Source organism: Grimontia marina (assembly GCF_900060185.1).
Lineage (GTDB): Bacteria > Pseudomonadota > Gammaproteobacteria > Enterobacterales > Vibrionaceae > Enterovibrio > Enterovibrio marinus.
Genome location: NZ_FIZY01000013.1, coordinates 15,174 through 28,947, shown reverse-complemented (window position 1 = coordinate 28,947; position 13,774 = coordinate 15,174). Strand labels below are relative to the sequence as shown.

Sequence of the window (13,774 nt, the reverse complement as noted above, 5' to 3'; positions counted from 1 at the left end):
TTCAGATAAAGCAGGTGTTGTAACTAGTGGTACCTTTGGGCTAAAGGCACCACCAAATCTGGATTACTATACGATACCTCTAGAGACTCCTACGCGTCGCCCCTCCTCCATTTCCCACTGTATTCCGTAACGGTCAATCCAGTAGAAGAATGTTATGGGGAAACCATCTAACTCAACCGGATGATAATCTTCAGATGGGTTGATCATTCTAACGCCTTCCTGCTCCTTCAAGTAATGGAAGACCTCGTTGCAGTTAGCGACTTCCATCGCAATATGGCGCGGGCCACCAAGATCATACGTCTTTGGCTGAGGAGGTAATTCACTACTCCCCTGAGGCTTGCGGTAATGCATCAATTCAATATAAATACCTGCATTGGGGTGCTTGATAAAAAGTACATCCAACTCTACCTGCTGTTTTCCAAGACCCGCATCAAGCGCAAAGCTCTGCATGGTCACGCCAGGGTAATACATGGCATTACTTTGTTCATCTTGCGCCCGTTCAAAACCTAAAACCCGCTGGTAATAGTCAGCCGCTGCTTCGACATCGTCCACAATCACGTTGATATGAGACAGCCCGAGCACCTGTTGCGCGATGGTCTGCTTCGAAAGTCTCGCCAGCATGTCTGCTTTAACGCCGCTTTCGACATCAACGCAGTAGGATACCGGATAACCCGTCGCTTCTTCATTACAAACCAAATAAGGCTTGTTCACCCCTTTTTCTGTATCACTTGGGGCAGACACTATATGCGCAAACCGTGTCTCTTGGGTAAACCAAGACGGACTTAACACATAGGCTGCGGCCACCATATCGAATGGGTTAAAGCCTTGACGGGCACCAAAAATAATTTCCCACTCTGCCCACCACCCCATCGCATGTCTTGCAAGGAAACTTCCCATTGGCCCTTGTTTGCGAAGCTTCGCCAGATCTTCAAAATCCACCCAGACTTTCTTACACACGCCGAATGGCACGAGCACAACAGGTACGCCGCTTTTTAACACCGCTTCAAAGGCGGCAGTGTCAAACTCGAAATTCAAATCGCGAAAAGGTTTTAGCTGGAATGTGCCGGATTTGAATATTTCATCCACCGACTCTCTTCCTGCAACAGCAACAACTTTTTCTATCTTCCCAGCAAGATCTGGGCGGGCTTTCAACAAAAGCGCGATATTTGTCAGTGCACCGATCGCTAGGATGGTCATTGGCCCCTGTTCGAGTTGCTTAGCCAACTCCGACACAGCGTCAGGAATAGAGTCAGCATCTTGCTTAAAATCTGTCCCTGCCCCCTGATAAACCTTGTAGCTATTCGCCCCAAAGTCCTGAACAAACTGCTTAGCTATTTGAGTAGATTCGTTGATGTCATCAGTGTTTCCGCGGGTTGAGCTAATCCCAAGGATTTCGATTTCAGAGCTATGCATTAGACTGCCTAACGCGTAGCCGTCATCTACATCTTTGTATTGTAAAAACTTATGATGAGCACCAATAGTAATATCTGTGTCAATCCAAAGTCTTGATTGCTTGTTTATCACAATGTTCCTTCCCTGGGGTTTGTTGTTTATCTATTTCCTTAAAAATGACTCGGTTGCGTCCTGCCCGTTTAGCAACATATAGCTGCTTGTCAGCAAAATCGAACACATCTTGATAGCTCAAGGACGTCGCGCGCGGAGAAACCATCACAGCACCAACCGACAACGTGACAGCGCCATGTTCAGAGACATGATGAATACCCATCTCCTCCACCTCAGACCTCATTCGCTCCGCAATGCGTATCAGGCTTTCTGCTTCATACACCTTAAGCAGCACGACAAATTCCTCACCACCAATTCGAAAACAAAGATCGTTGTTGCGGGTAGCACTGAGCAAGACATCTGCGATCTTCTTTATCACCTCATCTCCTTTACCGTGACCAAAAGTGTCGTTGTAGAGTTTGAAGAAGTCGATATCACACACAATGACCCCAAAACTCGCTCCCTGGTTACGAGTGGTATTAAACAAGGCTTCCGCACGGTTTTCGTAGTTGTGCCTTCCGCTTAATCCGGTCAGGGCATCGGTATCAGACAAATGCTTCAGCAGCTTAAGCTGTGACTGTGTTTTACGAGTCAGACGGTGAAGACCACGAGCAAGGGTGCCAATTTCATCGCTACGGTTTATCTCGTCTAACGCCGCGATATTCAGTTGTTCAATATCTTTGTCCATCTGTTCCGCCAGTGTTCTAAGCGGCGCAACCAACCAATGGGTAACCCCTACAATAAGGAGAAGAGAAACCATCAAAGCAATCACGGCTTCGATAGCGATGGTGAGATAAATTTCATGTTTGAGGGAGAAGAGGTTTGAGGCATCAAATACAGCGTAAATATTGCCGCCATTTTTATTAAACAGCGGTAATTGCAGTGTCACAATACCGTATTCAGGTAGTAATTCGTACTTACCAGATTGCGGCTTCAAAGGCCAAGGCGCTGAAAACTCGCTGGTTCGCGCCACACCTAGTTCTAATGCAGCCAAATCATCGTCGGCTTTTTTCAAAAGAAAAGTCAGTTTCCTCTTAGTAACGTCATTCAGGTTGTGTCGCTGCAAATTTATCGCGAGGTCTTTACGGCGTTGTCGTGCGATAGACAGTTCTTCACTACTGACGTCAGTTCGCCAGATCTCGCCTCTCTCACGGAAATAGCGAACACAGACCTTATTGTCTTTGTAATCAGAAGTGCCTTGAATATCGAGGAACAACAATGCTTCGATATTAGTGAGAGATTCTTTTTGCGAAGGCATAGTAAGTGCCGCATAGTTGCGCCCAGCGACGGCTGACGATACTTCCCTCATCATTGGCAGGATGGCGCGCTCAATGAGCGCAGCTTCGTGGTTAACCCGTGTCGTCCATTCACTCTGATACCGTGAGTAGCTCATACCCGCGATCAAAATAACGACCAACATCAAATGAGAAACAAAGAGCAGCTGGTTAATCGTAAACCTGTTCAGCATTCAATGCTCCTCACTGGTAAACAGGGGCTTTACTCGTAAGAAGAGAGCACAGGTTCAGTGCACGTTCCATTGATACAGATATCCTTATAGGTATCATGACAACGCGCGCAAAATTCAGGCTCGAGTGAAGGATGCATATTTGAGATATCCTCGCCTTTACGGTTGTAGCTTCCATATAGAGGCAAGCCACTGAAGTGCTCTGTCACCCAGATAATTCCCTGAACTTCAGACACTGCTACCACAGTAGGGCCATCAGTGTATGGACCGTGTGTTTTGTATTGCTCAAGTTTTGCTGGATTGACGCGAATGGTAAGAGGGGAGCCCTGACCATCATTAATCCATGAATAGGAGCGGACGGCTTCCTGAATAAAAAGAGAGGTATCCGGTGGCAGGACTGTATCTGCTGGGAGATTCATTGATTCCTTTACTACGGGCCAGGTTTCCCAACCCTCGGGATAACTTGCAACAGAATCCGCATAAGAAACTGAATTAATTGAAAAAGTCAGCGCGAACACGATAGCCTGACATACTTTTTTTAAAACCACTTGTTTCTCCTAAACAAAACACTAGAGTCAGAAACTATCCAACTTAAGTATTTTAACGGTTAAAAAAAAGTATTTAAAACGCGGATCGTCAATAATCGAGCCCGCTAACATTAACGCGAGAAAAGCGCGTTAACTTTCCTTTTCAAGACTGGCAACAAGCAGTTCAATATCTTCATGTTTGTCGCTGATAGAAAGCCAAACCAGATAAAGTTCATTAGCCATGGCCGGGCTGTCTTTTACAACGTGCAGCGCGCCTGCTTCGATCCAAGGCTCAGCAACCGTAGAAGGCAAGTAACCAACGCCACCACGATTCAAAAGGAATTTCAGGGCAGGTTGACAGGCATGACTGTGCAGAATTGGCGTTCGCTGCAACGTCATGATGCGGCTGTGTTCCAGTCCAAAGCGGGTGCCCCAGTCGAGATACACCACCTGCAATTCGCCTATCGTATCCATGTCTTGATCCGGCTCGCTGGAAACCAGCAACAACTCGAACGATGTAATGCGATGCTGCTGCAAGTCAGCCAGTTTTGGAGGTTCGGTGGTCAAAACAACGTCTACTTGCTTCTCAAGCAGTGCCGTAGAAATTTGCTGGCGGTTGAGAGAGTCCGTGCGAAGTGCCCAGTCTGGTTGCCTGGCTTCCACTTGCTCCAACCAGTCGCTACAACTGTCCATTTCCCAGATCAGCGACGTCGCACCCACCGTGAGCTGCTGCTGATAGCTACCGGTCAGCGCAACATCCTGACGTGCCCTTCCCCACGTCTGCAAAATGCTCTCCGCGTAGGGAACAAAACGTTCACCTGCTGACGTTAAACGCAAATCGCGACGTTTACGCGTAAACACTGGCGTGCCCAGTTTGATTTCCAACTGGCGAATGCGGAAACTGACAGCAGACTGCGTCAAATATAGGTTGGTCGCCGCCTTACCAAAATGGCGAGTTTTGTTCACTTCCAGGAACGTGCGTAGTAGATCGGTATCCATAATCAGCAATAAATCAAAATAATGTCGTCTACTTGCGTTATCAGGGAAAAACCGTATTGGGTCAAGGTTAAAACGCACAAATCAGTGCGATTGCAGGTCAATTGAACGCGTTCTACAAATTGAGCAAGAGCACTGCGTGAAATTAGAGAGTATCATGCCGACGAGAAACGGGTTTTGGCATTGAGAAACAGAGCGCATACACAGCCATCCCTAAGCACCATGCCACAATGAAAAGGCCCCAGCTTTCTACCAAACTACCGATCAATGCAGACGCTGACAGCAGGAATACCACCACCAGCACTATATTGATGAAGGTTGACAGGTACCTGTTTGCCTTAAAACTCCTTCCCCAAAAAACAAACACGCACAGGTTAATCGCCATGACTTGTCGACGGTAAAACCTGTCGAGGTACATCACGAGCCAAAATCCCCACAGTGAACCCACTGCAATGTCAAACCAAGTCTCAAACATCGAGCCTCCAAGCCCTCTCCACCTTGCCCTTTGCAAACTGCCGCTTCTTCGTAAATTGCGTAAACAGTGTAAACCTTAAGCAACCAGTTACATGTCTCAATAAGGAGACCAAGGATGTCGAAATGCTTGCCATAAGTTACTGAATATAGCGACAACAGTAAGTGCACCAAATTGCGACGAGTTATCCCCCAATACACGTGGAAATCCCTGTTTCACTGTGCGACCATGCCCTCCTTCCCGAAAATGATGCAGAATTTCCGACAGGAAGTCGCCCAAGCACAGAACCAATACAGGAGCTATACGTGCACATATCTGCCCCCATCGTCGAATCACTGGATACCATCCTCCCCGAAGAACCGCTTTTGATGATGGGTGCTGGCCCGGTCCCAATTCCCGCCAAAGTCGTCGCCGCCAACGGTATTGTGATTAACCACCTTGGCGAAACCATGTCTCGCATCATCGAGCAGGTTAAATCTATGTCCCGCTATGTTTTCCAAACCGAGTCTTCACATATCCTCGGCGTGGCAGGCCCTGGTTCTGCAGCCATGGAAATGGCAGTAGCAAACCTTGTCGTGCCAAATGATAAAGTGCTGTCCGTCAGCAACGGATTTTTTAGCGGTCGATTGGCGGAAATGTCTGAACGTGTTGGTGGAGAAGTTATCCGTTACACCATCACCGAGGGACAAGCAGCGAACCCGGAAGAAATCGCTAAAGCAATTGTTGAAGTGCAGCCGAAAGTGCTCACTATCGTGCAGGGTGAAACCTCCAATACGGTTTATAACAGTGCGCTGCCTCAAATATGTCGCGCCGCCAAAGCAGCGGGATGCTTAGTGATTATTGATGCAGTCTGTACACTCAGTACCATGCCACTCAATATGGACGCGTGGGGGGTAGATGCAGTGATCACTGGCGGACAAAAAGGCCTCAGCTGCATTCCCGGCGTCTCTTTGGTCGCCTTTTCTGAGCAAGCTTGGGCTAAAATAACCACCCGGGAAGACACGCTTCGTCACTGGTGTCTGGATGCCAAACTGGCCGATAAATTCTGGTACCAAAGCTCGTACCATTACACAGCACCGGTTTCCGGCATCATGGCCATCCACGAAGCGCTGCGACTGATCTGTGAAGAAACCTTGGAAAAGCGCTTTGACCGCCACCTGAAATGCTCTCTAGCCCTGCAGGCAGGTATTGAAGGCCTGGGCCTCTCCCTTTATGCAGATAAAACATCGCGCCTGAATTCCGTCGTTGGCATCAATGTGCCGGAAGGATTGAACCAAAAAGAGATTCTGGCCGCCATCTCCCGCGATTTCAAAGTGGAGATTTCAGGCTCTTTCGGCCTGAATATTGTTCGTATCGGGCAAATGGGCGAGCAATGCCGCGTGCATAATATCTTCCGCACAATCCATGCTCTGGGATCAACGATTCAAAAGTTAGGTGGTGAAGCGAACTTGCCGCTGGGTGTAGCGATGTTGGAGAAAACCTTGCAGGAGTATCAACCGCAGTTTGCTAACAGTTAGCACGTTAAAGCTCTATACAGGCAAGGCTAAATGGCTCATCGTCGATATGTATCACGTCATCTCTAAAGGTGATCACAACTTCATGATTTAGTGAGTACTTGCTGCTAATTTAACTGAGATATCAAAACCCTATATCAAATGCGTGGCGCTGTAGTTTCAAGAAGCTCATCCATTGTCAGTGGCTTAGCATAAAAGTAACCTTGCTGATATTGGCATCCACGCTGATTAAGGAAATCAACCTGTTTGGCGCTCTCAACGCCTTCCGCAACGATAGTGATATTAAGACGATGCGCCAATTCGATAATAGATTCAAGCACCGGCGCATTCACCGAATCGATGCCAACGGTATCCACAAAACACTTATCGATTTTCAGGTAGTCGATATTAAGTCGCTGAAGCATAGATAGCGAAGTATGCCCGACGCCAAAATCATCAATCGCAATTTTCACACCAAGTCGGCGCGCCATATCTATCTGTTCAATGGCAGCTTCGTCCAGTAACTGGCGTTCAGTGACCTCAAGGGTGATAGCAACAGGCAAGCCGTCAAATGTCTTCATCAGGGTCGACAACGTGCTTTCAAAGTTTGAGCACATTATAAACTCTGGTGGAACATTAATGCCCAAGTGATAGTTTTTGCCAGGCTCTAGTAACGCCATATCCTGAGCGGCACGAGCAAAAACATAGTAGGTAAACGCAATGCCTAACTGGTTCTTCTCAATGGCGGGGATAAAAATGTCAGGCCCTACTACACCCATTTTTGGATGCTGCCAGCGCGCCAAAGCTTCAAAACCATAGAGCTCTCCCATCGCATCATAGACTGGCTGATAAACAAGATAAAACTCGCCACGTTTCACAGCAGATTTGATCTCTTCTACTAGTGAGCAACGCGGTTTCAAGCGAATGATTACCAAATGGATAAACAGCGAAATCAGCAGTCCAAGAGGAATACTCGACAAGGTGAACATCAACATGGAGTAGCAGATATAGTTTTCTGTCGGCTCTATGCCCAACTTAATGTGAAAACGCTCTGACTTGAAATAGTGCATGTTGTCAAAATCGTACTGACTTCTGTCAAACAGACAATTAGCGCCAATCCAGACCGCCAATTTCTCATATTGCAATGAATCAGAGATGTCCATATAGCTGATAAATTCATCCAACGACACGATTGCCATACCAAGCGATGCTGGATTCAAGTTGTCCTGCGACACGATTACCAATACGCGCTCTTTATTGGCAGAGCCTGCTTTCGGGTAGCTATGGATACCTGGCGTTAGACCTGCCGTCACCAACAAAGGATCAACCCAATCAAACACGCTATCTGATTGACACATAATCTGGCCATTTTTCACAGTCAGATATCCATGAACACTCGGCCAGACCTTCAGCCGACGCCTGATGGAATCACAGTTAGAGGTATCGCTCATGAGCACCCTCGCCTGGTTGGTCAGAGAGTCAATTTTCCGCTCAAGGGTTTTCAGATAAATCGACCCAAAGCTATCAACGTGCTTATCAATGGATAATTTGGAGAGATAAAGCCCCAGCAACACAGCAAAAAACATCGGCACACATACCAGTGTTAGGTAGTAAACCAAATCTCGCCCATTGCGTTTCATGCTCGAAAACCTTGTAGATTGAAGATGATAGACCCCATAAATGCGGGGAGGCCTGCCCACTTTGCCGCGCATCATGCGCTTTAAAAGCGTATTTCGATTTATTTATAGCAACTCACCAACAGCTATCAAGTCAAAAAAGGTGGACATTAAAAATTGGTTGCGATGTATATCACATCGAAAAGTGAAGTGTTATAGATATTCTAGGGTTAGTACTCATATTTTGATGTGAAGCAGGAGTTTATAAAAAGGGAGAAACCAATAAAGCCTTTATGATCAGGCCTCACCGGCCAGGTGTTTTAAAAATTGAAGTTGCTGACGTTCTTGCTCCGAGGGTTGATATGGCAGATCACTCAACGCATCCACGTCCAACTCGCCAAGTTCAATTTGTCCAACTTTACTGACACCATACTGTGTTTCCTCTCCGGGACGTCCAGACATTCGTTCGAGCTGTAAGTCCTTTAGCGAATACACACCATTTTTTCCAGATAGAACCGATTGATGCGCCTTCAACACAATCTCACCTTGTCCTTCAGATAGCTTCTGTTTTTCAGTCAGAACGGCAATCGGTGTGCCATCTTCACGATACAAATTGGCACGCAGACGATAAAGACCCGCTTTTTTGGCATCGATAGTGACAGGTATCATCCAGTCAGCTTGTTGGGTATAAGCGGGTTGGGCTCCCATCACAAAAGCCACGGGATTGGCATAGTTGATGTCTGCAGTTAACACATCACTACCCCCTTCAAAACGTACCGTGACTTTCAACCTTAGTTGGGTAGACGATGATTCATCCGGCTGCATTTCACCGCTCGCCCAGTCACTATTGCCTCTGGCTACTTCTTCACGGCTAGCGATATCAAACAATGAATAGCGCATGCCCAAGATGGGAAGCGAGCTTTTCACTTTAAAAGGCACTGGTTCTGGATAGAAGAAGCGGTATTTATCAAGAAACAAGACTGCCGATTCCTTCCCATCCAGCACAGGCATTTCCACTTCAGCAAAACGGTTCGGTGTAAGATACGGGCTGTCGGCTGATAAGATAGGCTGGGAATAAGGTGGGTAATGCAGCTCTTGTTCAAACGTTTGCGCCACCATAGAAAATTGCGCCGTCATGGCTTCGGGGATCTCCACCACAGGTAAGGTTTCATTTGTCTTCGGTTCAGTTGCGCTCTGCTTAGCGAGTGGCAAAGGCTGAGGCTCAGAAGCGGCTTTCCTTTGATTGTCTGAGGCCATGACTGCAGACTCCTGCAAGGGTACTTCTGCTTCGGTATCTTCAAGTAACCAAACACCCAATCCAGCAAGTACCATAGTTATCAGCACCGTCCCCGCTTTCATCATTGAGTCATCCTTGTATTTGAGCGCGCTTTGGCGCAGAAACCAGTAACGGAGGAGCCATACCCCTCCGTTGTCTGCTATCGCAGGTTCGACACCAGCTCTGACATGGTTTGGCTATCAGAACCGTTTACATAACGGTAGTATGTCCAGCTCCACCAAGACCAAGAATCAGATGTGTTGACAGAAACCTGCGAGCCGTCCCCTAAAGACACGCGATTGTTCGCTGCAGTCACTTTTCCTTGGTGAATATTGCCAATCACCCCATCATGGGTATAACCCTTGCCCATCAACATAGGGTAATGCTGTGGCATAAAGCTCGAGACGCCGCCCGATTGATAGCTCAGTTTGCCGTCGTATGCGACAGAACGTGAACAACTGCTGAACCTGCCAACAGTGCTTGAACCACAAGTGGAGTGAGAAGCCACAACTCCATCGTCATGACCAGGCAAGAAAGACGAGGTGATGCCCAGATACTCGCTTGAATCCCCAGTAAAACGGATGCGAGGAACCCTACCGTCAGGGAAAGGGGCAATTTGTCGAGCATTAGATACTTTGAGATCATTTAATACGCCAGTATTACTACTATTTGGTATTTCGCCGAGCCAAAGCGCTATTGCAAGTCGTAGTGTTGTGTTTAAAACACCACCACCTTCGATAATATTTACCGCTAAATCAGCAAGCTCGGATCCTCCTCCTGCGCCAGCAAAATCAAACGTAGATATAATATTTAATGGAGGTAAGCCTTCGTTTAAAAGCCAGTTTTCTTGGTTATCTAAAATATAGCGTGTCACCAAGTCACCCGTGGAATGCGTAACAAATATACATCCGTTAGAACAAGTATTACTTTGCGCAAGTTGTTTTAATTTCGGCCACGCATAATCACTAGCGATCTTACCTGCTACCCGCTCGTGGGCTGGCCAGTCAATGCGGACATCTGCGTGGGTATTCCAAAACTGTTTCCAGTATTGTTCACCGTCGGCAGAAACCTCGGATGGACCAGGCCTTTCAGCCAGTTGAGAGGCTTGCAAGCCATGAACCAGCACCACAGGATGCTGGCCAATGGCGGCAGTTGCTGAAAAAGAAAGAGCTGCTGTTGAAAGTGAGAGCATTGCTATCGTTTTTTTCATTTTTAACCACCCTTTTTTATTGGTCTCGCTCAGCGTAGGGCAGATCTGAAAATATAACAATTTCTTAACATAGATCTTCCTCTCGTTATTTAATAAACGATATGGAAATTTAATTTTCGTGTAATACGAAGCGACATAACTTGTATAAATGCGACAATAAAATCGGGTTTCATAACACCCACCCCTAAGTTTCATTGTAATAAAAATGACTTTACCAAACCATGAAAATATAAAAAATCAATTGCATACAACTTCTCTATTAATATTTCAATCATAAAGAAATGCATTATACCCAAATAACCTGAAGATGCCTGATTCAGTGAGTTTGACTGGCGTTGTCACCACGGCGTTCCTTTGTAGGTGTACTCATCAGCGACTAAACCAATTCTCGTTCCAAACTACCGCAGCAAAGTCCATGATGCCGAGGGCTCTATCTTCTTGGTCGTATACAAGCAATCCCGAAGTCGTAATTAAATAATTTTCTACCGAGAAACAAAGCCATTATGCAGTTAGACCCAAGCAGCCCAAGAGCCGTTTGGGGACGCAGACGGCCCCGCGTTTGGATGAACGTTCTGATGAACTTAAACGACCGGTACTTCACTAGGGAAAGAAGATGACTAAAGTGCCTACACAACGCATAGATAATGCACTCATAGACCGCAATGCAGTTAAAACCATGCTCGAAAGACGCATCCCGGACCATACGCTGGAACAGCCGTTCTATAACAGTGAGGCACTTTTCCAGATCGATATGGAAGAGATTTTCCATAAAGAGTGGATATTTGCTGGCGTGAGCTGTGACCTACCTAAACGTGGTAGTTTCATCACTGCCGACATTGGCCTGAGCTCCGTCATCATTCTTCGCGACAATCAGGACCAAATCAGGGCTTTCCACAACACATGCCGTCACCGTGGTTCCAAGATCTGCCTGACGGCAAAAGGGAAGTCTCCAAAACTTGTCTGTCCTTACCATCAATGGGCCTATGACCTTGACGGCTCTCTTGTATTTCACGGGCAAGACATGGATGAGAGCTTCGATCGCTCGACCCATGGGTTGTCATCTGTGCATTGTCAGGTCGCTGGCGGATACATTTTCGTTTGTCTGGCTGACAACCCACCACCTATCGAAGACTTCGTTCAGGACATGGAGTACTACCTGGAACCACATGATCTCTACAACGCCAAAGTGGCAGTACAGAGTGAAATCATCGAAAAAGCCAACTGGAAACTGGTGGTTGAAAACAACCGCGAATGCTATCACTGCGACAGCTCCCATCCCGAACTACTGAATTCCCTTCTGGAATGGGACGACAACAACGACCCCCGCGCCACACCGGAATTTATCGCACTGGTTGAAAAGCAACAAACCTTCTGGTCTGGTATGGATATCCCTTACCAATACCAAATGCGTTACAACAATCGAAACCGTATAGTCAGGACACCGCTGAAGGAAGGGACACATTCAATGACAATGGATGGTCAAGCTGCCAGTAAGAAATTGCTGGGACGTATTACCTCTCCAGACCTTGGTGCCCTGCGTATCCTTCACCTTCCAAACTCCTGGAACCACGGAATGGGTGACCACCACATTGCTTTCCAAATCCTTCCTATCAGCCCGCAGGAAACTAAAGTCATCACCCGCTGGTTGGTGCACAAGGATGCTGTTGAAGGTGTTGATTACGACCCGGAAAACTTGCGACGTGTTTGGGACGCCACCAATGATCAGGACAGAACCCTGTCGGAAAACAACCAACTTGGTGTGAATTCGATAGGCTATCGTCCAGGTCCTTATTCCAAGACCTATGAATTTGGCGTGATCAACTTCGTCAATTGGTATTGTGAAAGGCTGAAGGACAATCTGGGCTGAGGTCTTTGACTTAAGCGAACGAATAAAACCAACAAAAGAGCGCAGTGGATTCAGGTAAGTCTGTGTCGTGCCTGTGTAATTTAAATCACTGAATCCACCACACAATCGCTTCAAGAAACCATGAAAAATCTTGGGGAAATCAATATGAACGAACTGGAAGCCTTACCCGAAGACAGCCTCAACCCGGTCAACACACAGACCTGGGCAAATGGGCGTCATGTGGTGCGCTGCGTAAAGGTGATTCAGGAAACACATGATGTAAAAACCTTTTGCTTTATGAGCCAGACGCCCATCATGTTTTTCTTCAAGCCGGGCCAGTTCGTGACGCTAGAGCTGGAGATTGGTGGTGAGCAGGTGATGCGCAGCTACACCATGTCTTCTTCTCCTTCTGTACCCTACAGTTTCTCCATCACGGTCAAGCGGGTGAAAAACGGTTTGGTCTCCAACTGGCTGCACGACAATCTTCGTGTAGAGGACGAAATCGCCGTACATGGTCCAGTTGGCAACTTCAACTGCATGGACTTCACCACGGATAAAGCACTATTCCTATCTGGCGGTGTTGGCATTACACCAGTGATGTCGATGGCAAGATGGTGGTATGACACCAATAGCGCCGTCGACATGAAGTTTGTTCACAGTGCCCAAACCCCGAAAGATATCATCTTCAAAAAAGAGCTTGAGTTGATGGCGTCCCGTATCGACAACTTCGAACTCAGCATCATCTGTGAACGCTATGACACAGGCGAAAGCTGGCATGGGTACCGCGGGTTCCTGAACCAGCAACTTTTGGAGCTAATGGCACCAGATGTTCTCCAGCGGGAGGTTTACTGTTGTGGGCCAGAACCCTATATGAGAGCCGTTCGCGCCATGCTGACCGACATGGGTTACGACATGTCGCGCTACCATGAAGAAAGCTTCGGCGAGACCCCTCCGGAAGCGATTGAAGATGCAGAAGAATCCGCAGAGCTGGCGCAGATCGCCGACGAACTGCCGCAAGCAGGGTTTTGCGTGGAATTTATCGATGAAGGCATGTCAGTCACAGTCACTGAGAATGAAACCGTGCATGCCGCAAGCACCAAATTGGGTATTCACGTTCCCAAGGCCTGTGGTATGGGGATTTGCGGTTCATGCAAAGTGAAGCTGCTGACCGGTAACGTTAACATGGAACACAATGGCGGGATCAGTGAGGAAGAGATTGAGGAAGGTTATATCCTCAGTTGCTGTAGTAAACCATTGGATGACGTGTCGATAGAAACCTAACCTGTTTCTGTCCAACTGACTGAAACCAAAGAAGCTACTTTACGGGGCTTCTTTATTTTTATCACCAAGCGTATAAGTTTTCAGACACA

At 47.2% G+C, this 13,774-nt stretch carries 11 protein-coding genes; 3 read left to right on the top strand and 8 right to left on the bottom strand.

Going from position 1 to position 13,774, the window contains the following annotated elements; genetic code table 11:
• Positions 1–66: 66 nt before the first annotated feature.
• From GMA8713_RS08860 to GMA8713_RS08840, 5 genes are all read right to left on the bottom strand, one after another.
• Positions 67–1,524 (bottom strand): nucleoside hydrolase, encoded by a 1,458-nt coding sequence (locus GMA8713_RS08860; protein ID WP_062708142.1) that lies wholly within the window; start codon positions 1,522–1,524, stop codon positions 67–69.
• The gene (locus GMA8713_RS08855; RefSeq protein ID WP_062708139.1) at positions 1,493–2,971 is read right to left on the bottom strand and encodes a GGDEF domain-containing protein; all 1,479 of its coding nucleotides are present in this window, start codon (positions 2,969–2,971) and stop codon (positions 1,493–1,495) included. Before GMA8713_RS08855 ends, GMA8713_RS08860 begins: the two co-directional genes overlap by 32 nt.
• Before the next feature lie 29 nt (positions 2,972–3,000).
• Complete coding sequence (locus GMA8713_RS08850; RefSeq protein ID WP_198159480.1) at positions 3,001–3,489, bottom strand: hypothetical protein; 489 nt, start codon at positions 3,487–3,489, stop codon at positions 3,001–3,003.
• Positions 3,490–3,645: 156 nt separating this feature from the next.
• On the bottom strand, positions 3,646–4,494 hold the full coding sequence (gene hdfR / locus GMA8713_RS08845) for an HTH-type transcriptional regulator HdfR (RefSeq protein ID WP_062708133.1): 849 nt from the start codon (positions 4,492–4,494) through the stop codon (positions 3,646–3,648).
• Between the two features lie 142 nt (positions 4,495–4,636).
• Positions 4,637–4,966, bottom strand: coding sequence for a hypothetical protein (locus tag GMA8713_RS08840; protein WP_062708130.1), 330 nt, complete (start codon positions 4,964–4,966; stop codon positions 4,637–4,639).
• Positions 4,967–5,268: 302 nt separating this feature from the next.
• On the opposite strand from GMA8713_RS08840, the gene GMA8713_RS08835 reads away from it, so the two are divergent.
• Positions 5,269–6,480, top strand: a complete 1,212-nt coding sequence (locus GMA8713_RS08835; RefSeq protein ID WP_062708127.1) for a pyridoxal-phosphate-dependent aminotransferase family protein — start codon at positions 5,269–5,271, stop codon at positions 6,478–6,480.
• Between the two features lie 134 nt (positions 6,481–6,614).
• Here GMA8713_RS08835 and GMA8713_RS08830 read toward each other — a convergent pair whose 3' ends face one another.
• The 3 genes from GMA8713_RS08830 to GMA8713_RS08820 all read right to left on the bottom strand — a co-directional run bounded on the left by GMA8713_RS08830 (position 6,615) and on the right by GMA8713_RS08820 (position 10,558).
• Positions 6,615–8,096, bottom strand: a complete 1,482-nt coding sequence (locus GMA8713_RS08830; protein WP_062708123.1) for an EAL domain-containing protein — start codon at positions 8,094–8,096, stop codon at positions 6,615–6,617.
• Positions 8,097–8,369: 273 nt separating this feature from the next.
• Positions 8,370–9,434 (bottom strand): hypothetical protein, encoded by a 1,065-nt coding sequence (locus GMA8713_RS08825; RefSeq protein ID WP_232314398.1) that lies wholly within the window; start codon positions 9,432–9,434, stop codon positions 8,370–8,372.
• 74 nt (positions 9,435–9,508) lie between these two features.
• Complete coding sequence (locus GMA8713_RS08820) at positions 9,509–10,558, bottom strand: hypothetical protein (RefSeq protein ID WP_062708120.1); 1,050 nt, start codon at positions 10,556–10,558, stop codon at positions 9,509–9,511.
• 613 nt (positions 10,559–11,171) lie between these two features.
• Between GMA8713_RS08820 and gbca the strand changes: the two genes are divergently transcribed.
• Both gbca and gbcB read left to right on the top strand, forming a co-directional pair.
• Positions 11,172–12,425, top strand: a complete 1,254-nt coding sequence (gene gbca, locus GMA8713_RS08815; protein ID WP_062708116.1) for a glycine betaine monooxygenase oxygenase subunit — start codon at positions 11,172–11,174, stop codon at positions 12,423–12,425.
• A 144-nt stretch (positions 12,426–12,569) separates the two neighbouring features.
• A complete protein-coding gene (gene gbcB / locus GMA8713_RS08810; protein WP_062708326.1) occupies positions 12,570–13,685 on the top strand; it encodes a glycine betaine monooxygenase reductase subunit in 1,116 nt (371 codons plus the stop codon).
• Positions 13,686–13,774: the final 89 nt, after the last annotated feature.